Below are 19773 nucleotides of genomic sequence, written 5' to 3'. Positions count from 1 at the left end.
CGGAGTGCTCCGGCCCTCCCGGTGGGGACGTGTCCGAATCCGCCTCGTGTGTCACCCGGCGCCCCATGTGCCGCACCACAACCGTCCCGCTTTGCCGGGATGATCACGCATGTCGCCAGCTCACTCCTCCGGGTGATCTGCCGCTTACCCATAGTCCGTTCGGGCCATTCAAGATTGGGCCCGAAGGGGGTGTTGCGCTGTCCGCGCCTTCCGTAACGTCCTCAACTGGCGGCGGTGAATATGCCGCTGCCGCCGTGGGGGAGCCTCGATTCGGGAGAGGACGGCGCCGGTATGGGCTGGGTTACCGACTGGAGTGCGCAGGCCGCCTGCCGCACTACCGATCCGGATGAACTGTTCGTGCAGGGAGCAGCGCAGAACAGGGCCAAGGCGGTGTGCACCGGTTGCCCGGTGCGCACGGAGTGCCTGGCCGACGCGCTGGACAACCGCGTCGAGTTCGGCGTGTGGGGAGGCATGACGGAGCGCGAGCGCCGGGCGCTGCTGCGCCGACGGCCCACCGTGAGCTCCTGGCGGCGGCTGCTGGAGACCGCCCGCTCGGAGTACGAGCGCGGCACCGGCATCGTGCCCCTCGACGACGACGAGGTGTACGAGAACTACGCGGCCGTCAGCTGAGGGCTTCGCCTCCGGCATAGACCGGGGGCACCGGGGTCCGACGCGAGCCGGGTACGTCCGCGGCACCGCGCTGCCGCGGCGGAGCCGGGCGCCGCACGCGCCCGCCCGTGCTGCCGCACGCCGGTGCGCGCCCGCACGCCCGCGCCGTATGCCCGTGAGCGCCCAGGACCGCTACGACAGTTCCGTGTGCCCCGCCGCCAGGCGGTCGCCGATGTCGCGCAGGCCCGTGAGGTCGTGCACATCGCCGGGGAGCGCGGGCACTTCCACGATGGCCACCTCGGGGTGGCCGCTGATGAAACGGTCCCGCGTGCGCTGTTCGCGCGCGAGCAGCCGCATGCGCTCGGCGTGCAGCCGCAGCAGGCCCGCGGTCAGTTCGTCCACGGGGCCGTCCGGGTCCGGCGTGGGGGAGCCGTCCCCGGCAAGCGGTGAGGTGGCGGCGGAATCTGAACTTCCGTCCGTTTCAGGGGAGTTACGAACGTCAGCCTTCCCGTCCCCCTGATCCACAATGCCGGGCCCGGCAAGATTTTCCGCGGCGGTGAGCGCCCGCTCGGCGGACAGCCGGGTGGCGCCGCTGCCGTGCACGCGGTTGAGCACCAGGCCGACCAGCGGCATCTTCTCCGCGGCCAGCCGCTCCACGAAGTACGCCGCCTCGCGCAGCGCGTCCCGCTCCGGCACCGCCACCACCAGGAACGCCGTACCGGGCGCCTGCAGCAGCTTGAAGGTGGCGTCCGCGCGGGTACGGAAGCCGCCGAAGGTGGTGTCCATCGCGGAGACGAACGTCTGCGCGTCCTTGAGGAGCTGACCGCCCAGGATCTTGCCCAGGGTGCCGGTCATCATCGACATCCCGACGTTCAGGAACGCCATCCCCGCGCGGCCGCCCAGTTTCGCCGGGGCGGTCAGCAGCCGGATCAGCTTGCCGTCCAGGAACGACCCGAGCCGCTTCGGCGCGTCCAGGAAGTCCAGCGCGTTACGGGAGGGCGGGGTGTCGACGACGATGAGGTCCCACTCGTCCTTGGCCCGCAGCTGGCCGAGCTTCTCCATCGCCATGTACTCCTGCGTGCCCGCGAAGCCGCCGGAGACCGTCTGGTAGAAGGGGTTCGCCAGGATCTGGGCCGCCCGGTCGGGGTCCGCGTGCGCCTCCACGACCTCGTCGAAGGTGCGCTTCATGTCCAGCATCATGGCGTGCAGTTCGCCGAGCTCGGCGCCCTCGCCCAGGGCCTCCGTACGGCGGTCCTCGGTGCCCTTGACCCGGCGCGGCACATTGTCGAGGGAGTCGATGCCCATCGACTGGGCCAGCCGCTTGGCCGGGTCGATGGTGAGGACGACCACCTTGCGGCCCCGCTCGGCGGCCCGGAGGGCGAGCGCGGCGGCCGTGGTCGTCTTGCCGACGCCGCCGGAGCCGCAGCACACCACGATCCGGGTCCCCGGGTCGTCCAGCAGCGCGTCCACATGCAGCGTCGGTGCCGGGGACAGGCCGGAGCGCGCGTCCGGGTCGGCGGCGGTCTGCGGGTCCGGACTCATGACAACCCCTGCTTCCGCAACTCGGTGGCCAGTTCGTTGAGGCCCGCCAGGTCCATGTCCTCGGCGAGCAGCGGCAGCTCGTCCACCCGCAGGCCCAGCTCGTCGAGGACCGCGCGCTGCTCCTGCTCCAGCGCGTGCCGCTCGGCGTACTCGGCGGCCTGCGTCAGCAGCGGGTCGACCAGCCGCTCGGCGTGCCCGCCGCGCCGCGCCCCGCCCAGGCCCGCGGAGGACAGCGCGCGGGCGACGGCGGTGTGCGGCACGGTCCCGGCCAGGTCCAGCTCGGCCGCGTCCAGTAGCTCGGGGCGGACCATGTTCACGATGACGCGGCCCACCGGCAGCCCCGCCGCGCGCAGTTCGGCGATGCCGTCGGCGGTCTCCTGGACCGGCATCTCCTCCAGCAGGGTGACGAGGTGCACGGCCGTCTCCGGGGACTTCAGCACCCGCATCACGGCCTGCGCCTGATTGTGTATCGGGCCGATCTTGGCGAGGCCGGCCATCTCGTCGTTGACGTTGAGGAAGCGGGTGATGCGGCCGGTGGGGGGTGCGTCCATCACGACGTGGTCGTAGAGGAACGCGCCCTTCTTGTCCTTGCGGCGCACCGCCTCGCACGCCTTGCCGGTCAGCAGGACGTCCCGCAGTCCCGGCGCGATGGTGGTGGCGAAGTCTATGGCGCCGATCTTTCTCAGCGCCCGGCCCGCGCCGCCGAGTTTGTAGAACATCTGGAGATAGTCCAGAAGGGCCTGTTCGGCATCGATGGCGAGGGCATACACCTCCCCTCCGCCAGGAGCGGTGGCGATCTTCCGCTCCTCGTAGGGCAACGCCTCGGTCTCGAAGAGCTGAGCGATGCCTTGCCGACCCTCGACCTCGATGAGAAGCGTCCGCTTCCCTTCACTGGCGAGGGCCAGCGCTAGAGCGGCGGCGACCGTCGTCTTTCCGGTCCCGCCCTTGCCGCTGACGACCTGGAGCCTGCTCACGTCTTCGAGCCTAACCAGTCCGGGCGACACTCACGCGGGAGGCTGTGGATAACAGCGACTACAGTCGGCCCATGACCAAGTGGGAATACTCAACTGTGCCGCTGCTCGTCCACGCCACGAAGCAGATCCTGGACAACTGGGGCGAGGACGGCTGGGAGCTCGTCCAGGTCGTGCCGGGCCCCAACCCCGAGCAGCTCGTCGCCTACCTGAAGCGCGAGAAGCAGGCGTGAGCGCGGTCGAGGCCCGGCTCGCCGACCTCGGCCTGACGCTGCCGGAGGTCGTGCCGCCCCTGGCCGCCTACCAGCCCGCCGTGCGGTCCGGGGCGTACGTGTACACCGCGGGCCAGCTCCCGATGGTGGACGGACAGCTTCCGGTCACCGGCAAGGTCGGTGCCGAGGTCACCGCCGAGGAGGCCAAGGACCTGGCCCGGATCTGCGCGCTGAACGCGCTGGCCGCCGTCAAGTCCGTCACCGGCGACCTGGACCGGATCGCCCGCGTCGTGAAGGTCACCGGCTTCGTGGCGTCCGCCGCCGACTTCACCGGCCAGCCGGGTGTCCTGAACGGCGCCAGCGAGCTGCTCGGCGAGGTCCTCGGCGACAAGGGCGTGCACGCCCGCAGCGCGGTGGGTGTCGCGGTGCTCCCGCTGGACGCGCCGGTCGAGGTCGAGATCCTGGTCGAGCTGGTCCCGTAGCCCGTCCGGCCGTGGGTCCGGTAGCTCTCGAACATCTGCCCTGTTCGGGATAGCCTCCGCCCATGGCGAACGGTCAGTGGTACCCCCCGGAGTGGCCCGACCGCATCCGCGCCCTCGCGGACGGCACGCTCACTCCCGTCGCCCCGAAGCGGGCGGCGACCGTGCTGCTGCTCAAGGACACCCCGGCCGGCCCGGCCGTCCACATGCTGCGCAGACGCGCCTCCATGGCCTTCGCCGGAGGCGCGTACGCGTATCCGGGCGGCGGTGTCGACCCGCGCGACGACGACCACCACGTCCGCTGGGCGGGCCCCACGCGCGCGTGGTGGGCCGACCGGCTGGGCATGGAGGCGGGCGACGAACTGGGCGCCCAGGCGATCGTCTGCGCCGCCGTGCGCGAGACCTACGAGGAGGCCGGTGTCCTGCTCGCCGGGACCGGCCCGGACTCGGTCGTCGGCGACACCAGCGGCGACGACTGGGAGGCCGACCGTGCCGCCCTGGTCGCGCATGAGCTGTCCTTCGCGGAGTTCCTGGACCGCAGGGGGCTGGTGCTGCGCTCCGACCTGCTCGGGGCGTGGACCCGCTGGATCACCCCCGAGTTCGAGTCCCGGCGCTACGACACCTGGTTCTTCGTCGCCGCCCTGCCCGAGGGCCAGCACACCCGCGACCTGTCCACCGAGGCCGACCGCACGGTGTGGACGCGGCCCGCCGAGGCCGCCGCCGGGTACGACCAGGGCGAGCTGCTGATGATGCCGCCCACCATCGCCACCCTGCGCCAGCTGCTGCCCTACGGCACGGCCGCAGACGCCCTCGCGGCGGCGCCGGAGCGCGATCTCACCCCGGTGCTCGCCCGGGCCCGGCTGCTCGACGGCCGGGTGGAGCTGAGCTGGCCGGGGCACGAGGAGTTCACCAAGCACGTCCCGGCCGCTCCGGGACCCCTGGGAGGCACGGCATGACGGACGCCGCGGCCCTGCCCGGCCAGCCCCGCGACGTGGTCCGCACGGGCCGGGCGACCGCGCGCGCGGTCAACGTGCTCGCGCCCAACGCCTCTCCCATGACCCTGGACGGCACCAACACCTGGATCGTCGCCGAACCCGACTCCGACCTGGCCGTGGTCATCGACCCCGGCCCGCTGGACGACGGCCACCTCCGTGAGGTCGTCGACATCGCCGAGAAGGCGGGCAAGCGGATAGCGCTCACCCTGCTCACCCACGGCCACGCCGACCACGCCGAGGGCGCCGCCCTGTTCGCGGAGGTCACCGGCACGCGCGTGCGCGCGCTCGACCCGGCGCTGCGGCTGGGGGACGAGGGACTGGGCGCCGGTGACGTGATCACGGTCGGCGGTCTGGAGCTGCGGGTCGTCCCCACCCCCGGCCACACCGCCGACTCCCTCAGCTTCCATCTCCCGGCCGACCGCGCGGTGCTCACCGGCGACACCATCCTCGGGCGCGGCACGACCCTGGTCGCCCACCCCGACGGCCGCCTCGGCGAGTACCTGGCCTCCCTGCGCCGACTGCGCTCGCTGACCGTGGACGACGGCGTGCACACCGTCCTGCCGGGCCACGGCCCGGTCCTGGAGGACGCCCAGGGCGCCGTCGAGTTCTACCTCGCCCACCGCGCCCACCGCCTCGCCCAGGTCGAGACAGCCGTCGAGAACGGCCACCGCACGGCCGAGGCCGTCGTCGCCCACGTATACGCCGACGTCGACCGCTCCCTCTGGCCCGCGGCCGAACTCTCGGTACGGGCCCAGCTGGACTATCTGGGCGAGCACGGGCTGATCTAGGAGGCGCTCTTGGTGCCGTGCACGCGCGCGTACTCCCCGGCCAGCCACGGGCCCAGGTCGTCCACGTAGCCGCGCAGGATCGCGGCATTCCCGACGGGCTCGTGGCCGTAGCGGGCCGCGACGCGCATCTGGGCGGCGCGGCGGGGGTGGTAGGCGCCGAAGACCTCCGCCATCTCGGCCAGGTCGCTCGTCCAGCCGTTCCAGCGGGGCATGACCAGGGTGAAGCCGGTGCGCACCAGGTGCCGGGACATGAACCGGACCAGCGGACGCCGGGCCTCCTCGGTGTCGGCGGTGCCCGCGATCCGCTCGCGCCAGCGCGGGAGCAGCCGGGCCAGGTCGCCGTTGGTCTCGCGGGCGAGCAGCGGAGTAGGCCGGTAGCGAGGCAGGTGCCCGGCGAGGTCGTCCCCGAGCAGCGGGGTGCACAGGCAGGCCAGGAACCAGCCTATGTCGTACCGCTCGGCCTCGCTCAGCAGCCGGGCCTCGCTGTACAGGAGCGGGCCCACGCCGTCGATCTCGGGGAACTCCCGGTCCAGGGCCGTGCCGAGGGCCGCCAGGGCGGTGCGGTCGGCGTCGGTGGGCTCGTCGCGCAGCGCGACCAGGAGGTCCAGGTCGCTGCGGCCCACGCGCGCGGTGCCGCGCGGGATCGACCCGTAGAGGTAGCCGCTGTGCAGCCGCGCCCCGAACGTCTGAGCGAGCCCGTCCCGCGCGGCGGCCACGACGGGACGGAACGCGTCCCGCACGCGCGCGAGGGAGCCTTCACGGGCGATGAACCCCTCGGCGTCGAGGCCGTGGGGGGCGGGCGGTCCGGACATGCGGACACTGTGCACCGCCGGAGGCGGCGGTGCAGGTCAATTACCGGCAGGCGTCAGCGCGACCGCTTCGCCAGGCGCTCCACGTCCAGCAGGATCACCGCGCGGGCCTCCAGGCGGAGCCAGCCGCGCTGGGCGAAGTCGGCGAGCGCCTTGTTGACCGTCTCGCGGGAGGCGCCGACCAGCTGGGCCAGCTCCTCCTGGGTGAGGTCGTGCACCACGTGGATGCCCTCCTCGGACTGCACGCCGAAGCGGCGGGAGAGGTCCAGCAGGGCGCGGGCGACACGGCCGGGCACATCGGAGAAGACCAGGTCGGACATGGCGTCGTTGGTCTTGCGCAGCCGACGGGCGACGGCCCGCAGCAGGGCGCCGGCGACCTCGGGGCGGACGTTCAGCCAGGGCTGGAGGTCGCCGTGGCCGAGGCCGAGCAGCTTGACCTCGGTCAGCGCGGTCGCGGTCGCCGTACGCGGGCCGGGGTCGAAGAGCGACAGCTCACCGATCAGCTCGCTGGGACCGACGACGGCCAGCATGTTCTCCCGCCCGTCGGGGGAGGTGCGGTGCAGCTTGACCTTGCCCTCGGTGACGACGTACAGCCGGTCGCCGGGGTCGCCCTCGTGGAAGAGGGAGTCGCCACGGGCGAGGGTCACCTCGCTCATGGAGGCGCGCAGCTCCGCGGACTGCTCGTCGTCAAGAGCCGCGAAGAGCGGGTTGCGCCGCAGAACGTCGTCCACGAGTTCTCTCCTTGTCGAGCTGCTCAGGGGATGTTCCTCCCCAGCGTGCCAGGGGACCGTGTTCCCCGTTTTACCGGACGGTCCAAACAGTGTGATCTGTCACAAGGATGCCGCACAGGTGTCCCGGGGTAAGCGGCAGGGGTCCAATCGGGGGCCGATCTTCCAGGTCCGGAGCGGATGTCAGTGCCGGGCTCTAGGCTGGCCGGGTGTCCAAATCGCCGGTGAGAGCACAGTCCGAGGGGGCCGGGCGGGTGGTTGCACGACGTGATTCCGCCGTGGGCGAACAGGATTCCGATGGAAGTGGCAAAAAGGTGAAATCCATAAAAAAGGACTCCGCGAAGACGGCCGCTCGGAAGACCGGTGAGAAGACCGGCGAGACGACCGGTGAATCGCGCACCGCCCTGGTCCGCCGCGCCCGCCGGATCAACCGCGAACTCGCCGAGATCTATCCGTACGCCCACCCCGAGCTGGACTTCGAGAACCCCTTCCAGCTCGTGGTCGCCACGGTCCTGTCGGCCCAGACCACCGACCTGCGCGTCAACCAGACCACCCCGGCGCTGTTCGCCAAGTACCCCACCCCGGAGGACCTCGCCGCGGCCGACCCCGCCGAGGTGGAGGAGATCCTGCGACCCTGCGGCTTCTTCCGGGCCAAGACGCGCTCGGTCATAGGGCTGTCCAAGGCGCTCGTGGAGGACTTCGGCGGTGAGGTCCCCGGCAAGCTGGAGGACCTGGTCAAGCTGCCCGGCGTCGGCCGCAAGACCGCCTTCGTGGTCCTCGGCAACGCCTTCGGCAGGCCCGGCATCACCGTGGACACCCACTTCCAGCGGCTGGTGCGGCGCTGGAAGTGGACCGAGGAGACCGAGCCCGACAAGATCGAGGCCGCGGTCGGGGCGCTGTTCCCCAAGAAGGACTGGACCGACCTCTCCCACCACGTCATCTGGCACGGCCGCCGCATCTGCCACGCCCGCAAGCCCGCCTGCGGCGCCTGCCCGATCGCCCCGCTCTGCCCGTCCTACGGCGAGGGCGAGACCGACCCGGAGAAGGCCCGCAAGCTCCTGAAGTACGAGAAGGGCGGCTTCCCCGGCCAGCGGCTCAACCCGCCCCAGTCCTATCTGGACGCGGGTGGCATCGCGGCCCCGCCGCTGGGGGCCGGATGACGGAACGATCCCGGGGCACGCGGGCGTTGGACACGGCAGCAGGGGGTGGCATGACGTACACGCGTGACACGCACGAGAGCCCGGTGGCGCTGCGCAAGGAGGGGCTGCCAGGGTGGCTGGAGCCGGTGGCGCGGGCTGCCGAGACGGTCCAGCCGCTCCAGCTCAGCCGCTTCCTGCCGCCCGAGGACGGCGGCGGCCGCCAGTCGGCGGTGCTGATCCTGTTCGGCGAGGGCGAGCGCGGCCCCGAGCTGCTGCTGATGGAGCGCTCCGGCTCGCTGCGCTCCCACGCGGGCCAGCCCTCCTTCCCCGGCGGCGCCCTCGACGCGGTGGACGGCGACCCCAAGACCGACGGCCCGCTGCGGGCGGCGCTGCGCGAGGCGGAGGAGGAGACCGGGCTCGACCCGGCCGGGGTCCAGCTCTTCGGTGTGCTGCCCGCCCTCTACATCCCGGTCAGCGAGTTCGTGGTCACCCCCGTCCTCGGCTGGTGGCGTGAGCCCAGCCCGGTCGGTGTCGTCGACCCGGCCGAGACCGCCCGGGTCTTCACCGTCCCCGTGGCGGATCTCACGGACCCCGCCAACCGCGCGACCACCGTGCACCCCAGCGGCTACCGGGGTCCGGCATTCCTGGTCGAATCGGCCCTGGTGTGGGGGTTCACGGCCGGGGTGATCGACCGGCTGCTGCACTACGCGGGCTGGGAGCGCCCCTGGGACCGATCCCGGCAGGTCCCGCTCGACCGCTGGTCGTGACAGGGTGTCGTGCGTGTTCCTTACCGCGGAGAAAGTCGATGGGCGGGGCCTGAAGCGTTGAACGTGCTGGACATCCTGTTGCTGCTGGCCGCCGTGTGGTTCGCGGTCGTGGGCTACCGCCAGGGCTTCGTCGTCGGCATCCTGTCGGTGATCGGCTTCCTCGGCGGCGGCCTGCTCGCCGTCTACACGCTGCCCCTGGCCTGGGACGCCGTGACCGACGGCGCCGAGGTCAGCACTGCGGCCGCCGTCGTCGCGGTCATCGTCGTCATCGTCATCGCCTCCGTCGGGCAGGCCCTCACCACCCATCTGGGCAACAAGCTGCGCCGCTACATCACCTGGTCACCGGCGCGCGCGCTGGACGCCACCGGCGGCGCCCTGGTCAACGTCGTCGCCATGCTGCTGGTCGCCTGGCTGATCGGCTCCGCGCTCGCCCAGACCACGCTGCCGACGCTCGGCCGGGAGGTCCGCGGCTCCAAGGTGCTGGTCGGCATGGACCAGGTGCTGCCCGCGCAGTCCAACACCTGGTTCAAGGACTTCACCTCGGTCCTCGCGCAGAACGGCTTCCCGCAGGTCTTCAGCCCGTTCTCCGACGAGCAGATCCGCGAGGTCCAGCCGCCCGACCCGGCCCTGGCGGGCGGCGCGGTGGCCACCCGGGCCCAGCGCTCCATCGTCAAGGTCACCGGCACCGCCCGCAGTTGCGGCAAGGTGCTGGAGGGCACCGGCTTCGTCTTCGGCGAGCGGCGCGTGATGACCAACGCGCACGTCGTCGGGGGCGTGGACGAACCCACCGTCCAGATAGGCGGCGAGGGCCGCAAGTACGACGCCACCGTCGTCCTCTACGACTGGCGGCGCGACATCGCCGTCCTGGACGTGCCCGATCTGAAGGCGCCCGTACTGCGGTTCGCCGCCGAGGACGCCGAGAGCGGGGACGGCGCGATCGTGGCCGGCTTCCCGGAGAACGGCGCGTACGACGTGCGCGCGGCGCGGGTGCGCGGGCGCATCACGGCCAACGGCCCGGACATCTACCACCGGGGCACGGTCGGCCGTGACGTGTACTCACTCTTCACCACCGTCCGCCAGGGCAACTCCGGCGGCCCGCTGCTGACCCCTCAGGGCAAGGTGTACGGCGTGGTGTTCGCCAAGTCGCTGGACGACGCCCAGACCGGCTACGCCCTCACCGCCGACGAGATCCGTCAGGACATCGCGCAAGGTCGGACGGCGAACAGCCAGGTGGGCACCGACAACTGCGCCCTGTGAGGGGACGCGGCGAGGTGACGCGGGTTCAGGTACGCGCGGTGTGACGCAGGCGTACGGAGACCCAGCGGGCCCGGCGGCGCAGGATACGCGGAATCCCCACCCTCGGGTCCGCCTCCGCGAGTTGCGGCGTTCCTGGTTGCGGCGAATCCGGCCCGGAGGCCGAGCGTCGTTCGCGGGGTGCGTCACCGTAGTCGTGCGTCCAGCCCATACCCCGACGTGTGCCCCCGCCCCAAGGTCAGTAACCGCGCCCGAGCCCCCCGATCGGCCTATGCGTCAGGCATGTGGCAGTTCCGGGGACAAGTGATCGGAAACGGTCAGGAAAACGGACACCCGGCGCGCCCGAACGGTCACCGGTCGGGTTCGGGGTCCTTCAGCCAGCTGATCAGCTCGGAGGAGAACGCCACCGGGTCCTCCTCGTGCGGGAAGTGCCCGAGCCCGTCGAACAGCCGCCAGCGGTAGGGCGCCTCCACGTACTCGCCCGAACCGGCCGCGCTCCGGGTACGGGTGACCGGGTCCAGCGAGCCGTGCAGATGCAGGGTGGGCACCCGGACCGGCCGCTTCATCCGCCGGTTGAACTGGATGCCGTCCGGCCGGGCCAGCGACCGCACCAGCCAGCGGTACGGCTCGATCGAGCAGTGCGCCGTAGACGGCACGCACATCGCCCGCTGGTACGCCGCCACGTCCGCGTCCTCCGGCAGCCGGGGCCCGGACCAGTTCCGGATCAGCTCGCCCACCAGCGCGCCGTCGTCGGCGGTGAGCTGCCGCTCGGGAATCCACGGCCGCTGGAAACCCCAGATGTAGGAGCTGGCCGCCGTCTGCCGGGCGTCCCGCAGCATCGCCGCGCGCCAGCGCCTCGGGTGCGGCATCGACGCCACCGCGAGCCGCCGCACCAGCTTGGGGCGCATCGCCGCCGCCGTCCACGCCAGGTAACCGCCCAGGTCGTGGCCGACCAGCGCGGCGTCCGGCTCGCCGAGCGAGCGGATCACCCCGGTGACGTCCAGCGCCAGGTTCGCCGGGTCGTACCCGCGCGGGGTGCGGTCGCTGCCGCCGACGCCCCGCAGATCCATGGCGACGGCCCGGTAGCCCGCGCCCGCCAGCGCGGACAGCTGGTACCGCCAGGTCCACCAGAACTGCGGGAAGCCGTGCAGCAGCAGCACCAGGGGGCCGTCGCCCAGTTCGGCGATGTGGAAACGCGCGCCGTTGGCGGCGACGTCCCGGTGCGTCACCTGCTCCCCGGAGGGCAGGTCGAGGCGTACGGCTGGGGCGGCGGCGGGTTCCGTCATGAGGACGAGCGTGCCACAGCCTTGCGCGCACGGTCCGCCGGAGGCAGCTCGCGCGGGTGCGGCTTGGCCTTCTGGAGCACGCCCGCCGACTGCTTCATGGACGCGGCCACCTTCTGCGGGCCCTTGCTCTTCTTGGCCTTCTTGGCGAACACCACACCGATCAGGGCGAGCAGACCGGCGACCAGCACATTGGCGGCGAAGGACAGCAGGAAGCACACCGCGAGGTTCCAGTGGCTCCAGGTCCGGATGCCGTACGCCAGTGCGAAGCTGAGCATCGGCAGCGAGAACACCAGCACCGCGCCCGCGACCGAGAAGGCCCCGCCGCTCGCCGCGCCACGCTTCACGTCCCGCTTCAGCTGCGCCTTGGCCAGCGCGATCTCGTCGTGCACCAGCGCCGACATCTCGGTCGTCGCCGAGGCGACCAGCTGGCCGATGCTGTGTTCGGCGCCGACCGGCCTGCCGTCGGGTGCGCTCATCGCGTTCTCTCCCTCTGCTCTGTGTGCCGTCTTGTTTTGTACCGTCTCGTCAGATCATGCCGGACGACCGTTCTCCTCGCCTGCCCCGCCCGGCACTTCGGCACGCGCGTGGCGCGCGTCGCCGGACAGCTCGGCGGCGATACGCCGGTGCTCGGCGGCCTTCCCCTCATGGATCCCGGCCATGCGCAGGTGGTACGCCGGGTCGTCCTGCTCGTAGACGTCGGGGATGCCGTCCAGGTCCTCGTCGCGGTCCTCGTCCTCGCACAACCGCCGGTACTTGGCGTTGCGCACCCTCAGCAGCACGGTCGCACAGATGGCCGCGATCAGCGATCCGACGAGGACGGACGCCTTCACCTCCTCGGTGAGCGCGGTGTCGCCGGTGAAGGCCAGCTCGCCGATGAGCAGGGAGACGGTGAAGCCGATCCCGGCCAGCGTGGCGACCGCGAAGACGTCGGCCCAGGCCAGCCCCTCGCCCAGCGAGGCACGGGTGAAGCGCACGGTCAGCCAGGTCCCGCCGAAGACTCCGACCGTCTTGCCGACGACCAGGCCGAGCACCACGCCGAGCGTCTCCGGCCGCGTGAACACCTGGGCCAGGGCCCCGCCGGACACCGGCACACCCGCGCTGAACAGGGCGAACAGCGGCACCGCGAGCCCGGCCGACAGGGGCCGCACCAGATGCTCCAGCCGTTCACCGGGCGACCGCTCCTCACCCTCACGGGTGACGCAGCGGAGCATCAGGCCCATCGCCACACCGGCGACGGTCGCGTGCACGCCGCTGTTGTACATCAGCGCCCAGATCACCAGCGCCAGCGGCACGTACACGTACCAGCCCCGCACCCCCTTGCGCAGCAGCAGCCAGAACAGCGCCAGCGCGGCGACGGCCCCGCCGAGCGCGGCGAAGTCGATCCGGCCGGTGAAGAACACCGCGATGATCAGGATGGCGAAGAGGTCGTCGACCACGGCGAGGGTCAGCAGGAAGGCGCGCAGCGCGCTGGGCAGCGAGGTGCCGATGACCGCGAGGACGGCGAGCGCGAAGGCGATGTCGGTGGCGGTGGGCACCGCCCAGCCGGTCAGGGAACCGCCGCCGGTGAGGTTGGTGAGCGTGTACACCAGCGCGGGTACGGCCATCCCGCACAGCGCGGCCACCACGGGCAGCACGGCCGCCCTGGGGTCGCGCAGGTCCCCGGCGACCAGCTCGCGCTTCAGCTCGACCCCGGCGACGAAGAAGAACACCGCGAGCAGGCCGTCGGCCGCCCAGTGGGCGACGGAGAGGTCCAGGCCGAGGGCCGCGGGGCCGAGCCGGAAGTGGCTGACGGACGCGTAGGCGTGGCTCAGCGCGGGGATGTTGGCCCAGATCAGCGCCGCGACGGCGGCGGCGAGCAGGAGGACACCGCCCACGGTCTCGGTGCGCAGCGCGTCCGCGACGGCGGTCCGCTCGGGCAGCGACAGCCGGTCGAGTGCCTTGCGGGCGACCTTGGGGGTGCGGGGCGCGGCCACGGTGGAAACCTCCGGCTGGTGGGCATGACAGAACGCTTGCCGACCAGACTTCCCGGCGCACCTCGAGGCACGGACCACTGCCGCACTTTGTTTACTTTACCTAAGATCGGGTGCCCCGGCGCGTTCGCCGGGGCACCCGCTGTCCGCCTTGCTCAGTCCTCGCTCAGTCCTCGCTGGAGGAGGACGGCAGCTTGGACTGGATGAGCTCCATGACCGTGGAGTCGGTCAGCGTGGTGACGTCCCCGAGCTGACGGTTCTCCGCGACGTCCCGCAGCAGCCGTCGCATGATCTTGCCGGAGCGGGTCTTGGGCAGCTCCGCGACCGGCAGTACGCGCTTGGGCTTGGCGATCGGGCCGAGGGTGGCGCCGACGTGGTCGCGCAGTTCGGCCACCAGCTTCTCGTCCTCGGCGGCCGAGCCGCGCAGGATGACGAACGCGACGATGGCCTGCCCGGTCGTCTCGTCGGCGGCGCCCACGACGGCTGCCTCGGCGACGGCCGGGTGCGACACCAGCGCCGACTCCACCTCCGTGGTCGAGATGTTGTGGCCCGACACCAGCATCACGTCGTCCACCCGGCCGAGCAGCCAGATGTCCCCGTCGTCGTCCTTCTTCGCGCCGTCACCGGCGAAGTACTTGCCCTCGAAGCGGGACCAGTAGGTGTCCAGGAAGCGCTGGTCGTCACCCCAGATGGTGCGGAGCATCGACGGCCACGGCTCGGTGAGGACCAGGTAGCCGCCGCCCCCGTTGGGCACCTCGTTCGCCTCGTCGTCGACGACGGTGGCGCTGATGCCGGGCAGCGGGCGCTGCGCGGAACCGGGCTTGGTCTCGGTGACGCCCGGCAGCGGCGAGATCATCATCGCGCCGGTCTCGGTCTGCCACCAGGTGTCCACGACCGGGGTGCGGTCGGCGCCGATGTTCTTGCGGTACCAGACCCACGCCTCGGGGTTGATCGGCTCGCCCACCGAACCGAGCACCCGGAGCGAGGTCAGGTCGAACTGCGCGGGGATGTCGTCGCCCCACTTCATGAACGTGCGGATCGCCGTCGGCGCGGTGTACAGGATCGAGACCCGGTACTTCTCGACGATCTCCCAGAACCGGCCCTGGTGCGGGGTGTCCGGGGTGCCCTCGTACATCACCTGCGTCGCGCCGTTGGCCAGCGGGCCGTAGACGATGTAGGAGTGCCCGGTGACCCAGCCGACGTCGGCCGTGCACCAGTAGACGTCCGTCTCCGGCTTGAGGTCGAACACGGCCGAGTGGGTGTAGGCCGTCTGGGTGAGGTAGCCGCCCGAGGTGTGCAGGATGCCCTTCGGCTTACCCGTGGTGCCGGAGGTGTAGAGGATGAACAGCGGGTGCTCCGCGTCGAACGCCTCCGGGGTGTGCTCGGCCGACTGGCGCCCGACCAGCTCGTCCCACCACACGTCCCGCTCGGCGTCGAACGCCACGTCCTGCCCGGTACGGCGGACCACCAGCACATGCTCGACGATGCCGGCCTTGGCGACCGCGTCGTCCACGGCGGGCTTGAGCGCGGACGGCTGGCCGCGGCGGTAGCCGCCGTCGGCGGTGATGACGACCTTGGCGTCCGCGTCCTTGATGCGGGTGGCCAGCGCGTCCGCCGAGAAGCCGCCGAAGACCACCGAGTGCGCGGCGCCGATGCGGGCCGAGGCCAGCATGGCGATCGCGGTCTCGGGGATCATCGGCATGTAGATGGCGATCCGGTCGCCCTTGCGGACACCCAGCTCCAGCAGCGCGTTGGCCGCCTTGGAGACCTCGTCCTTCAGCTCGGCGTAGGTGAGGGAGCGGCTGTCGCCCGGCTCGCCCTCGAAGTGGATGGCGACCCGGTCGCCGTTTCCGGCCTCCACATGCCGGTCCACGCAGTTGTAGGCGACGTTCAGCTCGCCGTCCTCGAACCACTTGGCGAACGGCGGGTTCGACCAGTCCAGCGTCTTCGTCGGCTCCTTGGCCCAGCTCAGCCTGCGGGCCTGCTCGGCCCAGAAGCCGAGCCGGTCCGCCGCGGCCTGTTCGTACGCCTCGGCCGTGACGTTGGCGTTCGCGGCCAGGTCGGCCGGCGGCGCGAAGCGTCGCTCCTCCCGAAGAAGGTTGGCCAGGCTCTCGTTGCTCACGACATCTCCCTTTCCCAGGGTGTCCGTTGTGTCCCGGGCCACACCTCATCAGACGTCGGAGCTGATGACAAGGGTGGACCGCAGAATTGGTTTAGACCTTTCTGCGGTTCACCGCGCGGGTGGCCGCTCAGAGCGAACTGCCCACTTCCGCCCCCTCTCGCACGTCCTCCCGCACCTCGTGGAACACCTCTGTGTTTCCCCCGTCCCTCTCGTCCCTCTCATCCCCGAGCAGGTACGCCCGCGCCTCGCCGACGTGGAAGTACATGCCGTGCAGCTCCAGCGATCCGGCCGCGAGGGCGCGCGCGACCGACTCGTGCGCCCGCAGATGCGCCAACTGCTGCACCACGTTGGTCAGGGACAGCTCCTCGACCGCGTCGGCCACCGGGCGCGCGGCCAGCCGGGGCGGCTCCGGGTGCTCGCCCGCCATCCGCGCCAGGCTCGGCTCCCCGTACCGCAGCCACCGGCGCAGCGGGGTCGCGGCGGCGCCGGGCTCGGCGGCCAGCAGGGCCTGCATCGCCCCGCACCCGGAGTGGCCGCACACGGTGATCGACCTGACCCCGAGCACGTCCACCGCGTACTCGATGGCGGCGGCCACCGAGTCGTCGGCGTGCTCCTGGCCGGGCGGCGGCACCAGGTTGCCGACGTTGCGCACCACGAACAGGTCGCCCGGACCACTGGCGGTGATCATCGAGGTGACGAGCCGGGAGTCGGCGCAGGTGAGGAAGAGCTGCGAGGGCCGCTGCCCCTCTCTGGCCAGCCGGGCCAGCTCCTCCCGCACCAGCGGGGCGGTGTTCCGCTGGAACGAGCTGATGCCCCGGGCGAGTTCGCGGGTGTCGGGGCGTGAGACGCCTGTGCTGTCGGTGGCACCTTTGCTCATGGTCGCCGTAGGCATGTCGCACCGGTGATTCCGCCACGGTGTCCAGGGCCTGCACCGGCAGACGGTGGAGGACGGGGTGCCCGCGCTCCGCACTCCGGTACGGCGGTCCTTCAGCTCGGCGGTACCGCCCCGCGCGGTGTGAGAGTTCTGCCAGTCCTGCAGCGACTCGTACGCCGCGTGGTCCATGAACGAACCGTCCAGCTCCACCACGGCACGGGTGCCGTGCGGCACGCGGTGCAGAGCTCTGCTGAGCCGGGGCACGGCGAGGAACGTCAACTGGCCGCGTACAAGGAGGTGATGGACTCCCTCCTTCTCCTCGTGCGTGACGCGGGTGTGGGTGAGGCGGTGCAGGGCGAGGGCGACGGCCACGGCGATGCCGAGGAGGACGCCCTCCAGGACACCGAGGCACACCACGCCGAGGGTGGTCGCGGCGTACACCGGCACCTCGCGGTGGCGGGTCACCGTGCGGATGTGGTTCAGGGACACCATCTGGATGCCGACGGCCATCACCAGGGCGGCGAGCGAGGCGAGCGGGATCTGCTCCAGGAGCGGAACCATCAGCAGGGCGGCGATCACCACGAGAGCGCCGTGCAGCATCGTGGAGTTCCGGCTCACGGCGCCTGAGTTCACGTTCGCCGTGCTCCGGACCGCCACTCCGGCGACCGGCAGTCCGCCGAGCGCGCCGGAGACGATGTTCGCCGCGCCCTGGCCGAGCAGTTCGCGGTCGAGGTCGGAGCGCCCGACGCGGGCCGGGCCGGTCCGTCCGGCGGCCAGCTTGTCCACGGCCACCGCGCCCAGCAGCGACTGCACGCTGCACACCAGCGTGGTGGTGAGCACGGCGGCGACGATGCCGAGCGTCGGCCCCTCGGGCAGTCCGGCCAGCGCGTGGCTGCGCCAGGAGGGGAGATCGACGCGGGGCAGGGTGAGCCCGGCGAGCGCCGCCGTCACGGTGGCCCCGATGACGGCGACCAGCGCGGCGGGGACCTTGCGCAGCAGGCTGCCCACGGGGTCCGGGATGCGGGGCCAGGCCAGCAGCAGGGTCAGGGTCAGCGCGCTCATCACCAGGGCCGCCGGGTCGAGACGGGCCAGCTGGGCGGGGAGCGACCGCAGGTTGGCGAGGACGGAGCTGTCCGGACTGCCGCCGAGCACGATGTGCAGCTGGGCGACGGCGATGGTGACACCGATGCCCGCGAGCATGCCGTGCACGACCGCCGGGCTGACGGCCAGCGCGCCGCGCGCCACCTTGAGGCAGCCGAGACCGAGCTGGGCGAGTCCGGCGAGGACGGTGATGCCGCAGGTCGCCCGCCAGCCGTACTGGTGGATGAGGTCGGCGGTGACCACGGTCAGACCGGCGGCGGGCCCGCTGACCTGCAACGGGCAGCCGCCGATCCGTCCGGCGACGATCCCGCCGACCGCCGCGGCGACCAGCCCCGCCTGGAGCGGGGCGCCGGTGGCGAGGGCGATGCCCAGGGAGAGCGGCAGGGCGATGAGGAAGACGGCGATGGCCGCCGAGATGTCGGCGCTCTCGACGCGGAAACGGCGGCGCCGGGGCGGTGGGGTGGCGTGGGGCGGGGAGTGCTCGGTGCGGGGTGGTGCGCAGGCTGACATGTTCCCGTCTCCTCCGGGGCAGCGCGGTCGCGGTCTGTGGGGTCCCGCCCGGGGCGGGGGGTTCGGTCGCGGCCGTGGGTCACGGCGTGCAGCGGCGGGATGATTCAACGCTCGGTAAACGAACCGTAATCCAGAGTAAAGGGAGGGCATATCTTTTCGAAGCAAATGGCACACATGTGCACTCGGCCGGGTGAAGTGGGCATTTCGTCGGCTTGTCGTACTAGTTCCTTCTCCACCTCATGCGACTTTGACGGCGCCGCCGGGAGGAATCCGGCGCATCGCCAGAAAACGCCCTCATCGGCGTTCGCCTGAGAGTTCGCCCGAGAGAAGGAAGAAGGTGGGCGGAACATGGCCGCCACCCAGAGGATCGCCGTCTGTGCCATGGTCGCCGCTGCCGGTGCCGCCTCCCTCGCCGGTTGCGCCACCGGCTCCGACGGGGCGAGGGAGGGCGCGCCCGGCCCGCAGAAAGGCGCCCCGGCCCCCAAGAGCGTCGTCCGGCTGATCGGCGACGGGTCCACCGCGTACACCGGTGCCCAGCCGCACCTGCCCCGGCCCGAGAAGCTGAAGCCCGGTCAGAAGCCGCCGCAGTTCGTGGTGTTCTCCTGGGACGGCGCGGGTGAGGACAGCCAGAAGCTGTTCTCGCACTTCCGCAAGGTCGCCAAGGACAACCGCGCGAACATGACCTTCTTCCTCAGCGGTGTGTACATGCTGCCGGAGGAGAAGCGGGACCTCTACAAGCCGCCGCAGCACTCGCCGGGCCGCTCCGACATCGGCTTCAACGACGAGCAGGGCATTTCCGACACCGCCAAGCAGGCGCGCCTGGCCTGGCTCGAGGGCAACGAGATCGGCACCCACTTCAATGGCCACTTCTGCGGCCCCGAGGGCGGCGTCGGCCAGTGGTCGGTGGCCGAGTGGAAGAGCGAGATCAGCCAGGCCAAGGAGTTCGTGAAGACCTGGAAGACCAATTCGGGTCTGAAGAAATCCTCGCCGCTGCCCTTCGACTACGACAAGGAACTCATCGGCGCCCGCACCCCCTGCCTGGAAGGGCAGAAGAACTTCGTCAAGGCGGCGAGCCAGATGGGCTTCCGCTACGACTCCAGCGGCGTCAACAACCAGGTCTGGCCGAAGAAGAAGGAGGGGCTCTGGGACCTGTCCATGCAGCTGGTCCCCTTCCCCGGCCACACCTTCGAGCAGCTGACCATGGACTACAACTTCATGGTCAACCAGTCCGGCACCCGGACCCAGGGCGACCCCGACAAGTTCGCCCTGTGGGGCGACGAGATGCGCGACGGCCTCCTCAAGGGCTTCGACCGCGCCTACGACGGCAACCGCGCTCCCCTGATCATCGGCAACCACTTCGAATCCTGGAACGGCGGCACCTACATGCGCGCCATCGAGGACGTCGTCAAGAAGGTGTGCAACAAGCCCGACGTCCGCTGTGTCTCGTTCCACGAGCTGACCGACTGGCTGGACGCACAGGACCCGCAGACCCTGGCCAAGCTGCGCACCCTCGAGGTGGGCGAGACGCCCAAGCGGGGCTGGGCGTCCCTGCTCTCCGGCCGCCCGGCCCCGGCGCCGAAGGGTGTCCCCGGAGCGCCGGCCGCCAAGCAGTAGGAG

19 protein-coding genes are annotated in these 19773 nt (G+C 71.7%); 9 read left to right on the top strand and 10 right to left on the bottom strand.

The annotated features are described in order from the left end of the window. Positions 1-291: 291 nt before the first annotated feature. Complete coding sequence (gene wblA / locus ACI2LY_RS23390) at positions 292-630, top strand: transcriptional regulator WblA (RefSeq protein ID WP_030811461.1); 339 nt, start codon at positions 292-294, stop codon at positions 628-630. Between the two features lie 171 nt (positions 631-801). Here the strand turns inward: wblA and ACI2LY_RS23385 are convergent, their stop codons facing one another. Both ACI2LY_RS23385 and ACI2LY_RS23380 read right to left on the bottom strand, forming a co-directional pair. Next, on the bottom strand, positions 802-2151 hold the full coding sequence (locus ACI2LY_RS23385) for an ArsA family ATPase (protein WP_404708871.1): 1350 nt from the start codon (positions 2149-2151) through the stop codon (positions 802-804). Beyond that, positions 2148-3125: an ArsA family ATPase gene (locus ACI2LY_RS23380; RefSeq protein WP_404708870.1), complete on the bottom strand. Its 978-nt coding sequence runs from the start codon at positions 3123-3125 to the stop codon at positions 2148-2150. Before ACI2LY_RS23380 ends, ACI2LY_RS23385 begins: the two co-directional genes overlap by 4 nt. Positions 3126-3196: 71 nt before the next feature. Here ACI2LY_RS23380 and ACI2LY_RS23375 point away from each other — a divergent pair, with 71 nt between their 5' ends. The 4 genes from ACI2LY_RS23375 (at position 3197) to ACI2LY_RS23360 (ending at position 5596) form a co-directional block, all read left to right on the top strand. Continuing rightward, positions 3197-3355 carry a DUF4177 domain-containing protein gene (locus tag ACI2LY_RS23375; RefSeq protein WP_018547934.1) on the top strand — a complete coding sequence of 53 codons (159 nt, stop codon included), beginning with the start codon at positions 3197-3199 and terminating at the stop codon, positions 3353-3355. Further along, positions 3352-3816, top strand: a complete 465-nt coding sequence (locus ACI2LY_RS23370; protein WP_389004238.1) for a RidA family protein — start codon at positions 3352-3354, stop codon at positions 3814-3816. Before ACI2LY_RS23375 ends, ACI2LY_RS23370 begins: the two co-directional genes overlap by 4 nt. Positions 3817-3878: 62 nt before the next feature. Further along, positions 3879-4769: an NUDIX hydrolase gene (locus ACI2LY_RS23365; protein ID WP_404708869.1), complete on the top strand. Its 891-nt coding sequence runs from the start codon at positions 3879-3881 to the stop codon at positions 4767-4769. After that, the gene (locus ACI2LY_RS23360; protein WP_404708868.1) at positions 4766-5596 is read left to right on the top strand and encodes an MBL fold metallo-hydrolase; all 831 of its coding nucleotides are present in this window, start codon (positions 4766-4768) and stop codon (positions 5594-5596) included. The genes ACI2LY_RS23365 and ACI2LY_RS23360 overlap by 4 nt, the downstream gene beginning before the upstream one ends. Here ACI2LY_RS23360 and ACI2LY_RS23355 read toward each other — a convergent pair. After that, positions 5593-6408 carry a nucleotidyltransferase gene (locus ACI2LY_RS23355; protein WP_404708867.1) on the bottom strand — a complete coding sequence of 272 codons (816 nt, stop codon included), beginning with the start codon at positions 6406-6408 and terminating at the stop codon, positions 5593-5595. The two genes, ACI2LY_RS23360 and ACI2LY_RS23355, sit on opposite strands and share 4 nt — an antisense overlap. 53 nt (positions 6409-6461) lie before the next feature. Continuing rightward, a complete protein-coding gene (locus ACI2LY_RS23350; RefSeq protein ID WP_030811441.1) occupies positions 6462-7136 on the bottom strand; it encodes a Crp/Fnr family transcriptional regulator in 675 nt (224 codons plus the stop codon). A gap of 320 nt (positions 7137-7456) precedes the next feature. On the opposite strand from ACI2LY_RS23350, the gene nth reads away from it, so the two are divergent. Genes nth through ACI2LY_RS23335 form a run of 3 tightly spaced genes read left to right on the top strand, consistent with a single transcriptional unit; the run spans position 7457 to position 10296 of the window. Continuing rightward, positions 7457-8293, top strand: a complete 837-nt coding sequence (nth, locus tag ACI2LY_RS23345; protein ID WP_404709177.1) for an endonuclease III — start codon at positions 7457-7459, stop codon at positions 8291-8293. Between the two features lie 50 nt (positions 8294-8343). Continuing rightward, positions 8344-9039, top strand: a complete 696-nt coding sequence (locus tag ACI2LY_RS23340) for an NUDIX hydrolase (RefSeq protein WP_404708866.1) — start codon at positions 8344-8346, stop codon at positions 9037-9039. A 57-nt stretch (positions 9040-9096) separates the two neighbouring features. Beyond that, on the top strand, positions 9097-10296 hold the full coding sequence (locus tag ACI2LY_RS23335; protein ID WP_404708865.1) for a MarP family serine protease: 1200 nt from the start codon (positions 9097-9099) through the stop codon (positions 10294-10296). Positions 10297-10321: 25 nt separating this feature from the next. Here ACI2LY_RS23335 and ACI2LY_RS23330 read toward each other — a convergent pair whose 3' ends face one another. The 6 genes from ACI2LY_RS23330 to ACI2LY_RS23305 form a co-directional block, all read right to left on the bottom strand. Then, the gene (locus tag ACI2LY_RS23330) at positions 10322-10504 is read right to left on the bottom strand and encodes a hypothetical protein (protein WP_078858501.1); all 183 of its coding nucleotides are present in this window, start codon (positions 10502-10504) and stop codon (positions 10322-10324) included. 139 nt (positions 10505-10643) lie between these two features. Further along, the gene (locus ACI2LY_RS23325; RefSeq protein ID WP_404708864.1) at positions 10644-11579 is read right to left on the bottom strand and encodes an alpha/beta fold hydrolase; all 936 of its coding nucleotides are present in this window, start codon (positions 11577-11579) and stop codon (positions 10644-10646) included. Then, positions 11576-12055, bottom strand: a complete 480-nt coding sequence (locus ACI2LY_RS23320; RefSeq protein WP_404708863.1) for a phage holin family protein — start codon at positions 12053-12055, stop codon at positions 11576-11578. Before ACI2LY_RS23320 ends, ACI2LY_RS23325 begins: the two co-directional genes overlap by 4 nt. Positions 12056-12109: 54 nt before the next feature. Then, positions 12110-13552: a Na+/H+ antiporter NhaA gene (gene nhaA / locus ACI2LY_RS23315; protein ID WP_404708862.1), complete on the bottom strand. Its 1443-nt coding sequence runs from the start codon at positions 13550-13552 to the stop codon at positions 12110-12112. A 163-nt stretch (positions 13553-13715) separates the two neighbouring features. Next, positions 13716-15671, bottom strand: coding sequence for an acetate--CoA ligase (gene acs / locus ACI2LY_RS23310; protein WP_404708861.1), 1956 nt, complete (start codon positions 15669-15671; stop codon positions 13716-13718). A gap of 127 nt (positions 15672-15798) precedes the next feature. Then, complete coding sequence (locus ACI2LY_RS23305; RefSeq protein ID WP_404708860.1) at positions 15799-18156, bottom strand: bifunctional SulP family inorganic anion transporter/carbonic anhydrase; 2358 nt, start codon at positions 18154-18156, stop codon at positions 15799-15801. 348 nt (positions 18157-18504) lie between these two features. On the opposite strand from ACI2LY_RS23305, the gene ACI2LY_RS23300 reads away from it, so the two are divergent. After that, on the top strand, positions 18505-19770 hold the full coding sequence (locus ACI2LY_RS23300) for a hypothetical protein (RefSeq protein WP_404708859.1): 1266 nt from the start codon (positions 18505-18507) through the stop codon (positions 19768-19770). The last annotated feature ends 3 nt before the right edge of the window (positions 19771-19773 follow it).

Origin of the sequence: Streptomyces sp. NPDC002176 (assembly GCF_044903645.1) — a bacterium.
Lineage (GTDB): Bacteria > Actinomycetota > Actinomycetes > Streptomycetales > Streptomycetaceae > Streptomyces.
This window is presented reverse-complemented; position numbering and strand designations above follow the sequence as displayed.